Here is a 1226-nt window from a genome sequence, read left to right as displayed (position 1 = left end):
TATTTATCACCATCTTTTTCTTTATCTATAACTATTACTTCATTTATTCCTTCTACTTCTAATAATCTAGTTTCTATTTCTCCAAGCTCTATTCTAAATCCGCGTATTTTTACTTGATGATCTATTCTTCCCAGAAATTCTATATTCCCATCTGGTAACCATCTTGCTAGGTCTCCAGTTTTATACATTCTTTCTCCAGGTTTATATGGATTTTCTATAAACTTTTCTGCTGTTAAATCCGGTCTATTTAAATATCCTCTAGCTAGTCCATCTCCACTTATACAAAGCTCTCCCATAACTCCAATTGGCACTATTTTATTATTTGAATCTACAATATATACTCCAGTATTGTTTATAGGTTTTCCTATTAATACTGAATTTTTATAGCTTTTATTGTGATCATAATTATGAGTTATACAACCTACAGTTGCTTCTGTTGGTCCATATTCATTTATTATTTCTATATCATAGTCAAATAGCTTACTAATATTCTGAGCTAGATTCTCCTTTAATTCTTCTCCTCCTACAATAAGCTTTTTTATTGATTTATTCACATTTTCTATATTCATTAAAAAATTCAAATGTGCTGGAGTTACCTTTATAATTTCATTATCATTGGTAAATACTTTTTCTATTAATTTATCTGTTTCCTTTTCCTTATAAATAACTATAGTATTTCCGCTAATTATAGGAGCAAAAATAGACGTTATCGTTAAATCAAATGCTACTGATGTATATAATGGCATTTTTAAATCTTTCTGATTAAAGTATTTATCTCTTGTAAACATAATATAATTTACTAGTTCTTTATGCTCTACCATAACCCCCTTAGGTTTTCCTGTTGAACCAGATGTATATATTACATAAGCTAAGTCTGAAGCTTCATTAACATTTTTTATATTTCTTAAATCCTTTGAATAAACTTCTTCATTTTCTAAATATACTTTTTCTCCATTTAACTTAACTTTTTCACTAAGCTTTTTTTCTGTTAAAAGTATATTCATTTTACTATCATCTATCATATATTGTATTCTATCTTCTGGATGACTTGGGTCTATTGCTAAATATGCTGCTCCAGATTTTAATATTCCAACTATTCCTACTATCAGTTCTATAGAACGTTCTACCATTATTCCTACTATCTCATCTCTTCTTACTCCTTTTTTTCTTAAAGTTCTTGCCAAGGCATTTGACCTTTCATTCAATTCTCTATAAGTTATTTTCTT

General features: G+C 28.0%; 1 protein-coding gene. It reads right to left on the bottom strand.

Features of this window, described 5'->3' with window-relative positions; genetic code table 11:
• Positions 1-1226, bottom strand: a 1226-nt coding sequence (locus tag BUB01_RS22450) for an amino acid adenylation domain-containing protein (protein WP_143152557.1), incomplete at both ends; no start/stop codon positions are given.

Origin of the sequence: Clostridium cavendishii DSM 21758 (assembly GCF_900141845.1) — a bacterium.
Classification (GTDB): Bacteria; Bacillota; Clostridia; order Clostridiales; family Clostridiaceae; genus Clostridium_AG; species Clostridium_AG cavendishii.
This window is presented reverse-complemented; position numbering and strand designations above follow the sequence as displayed.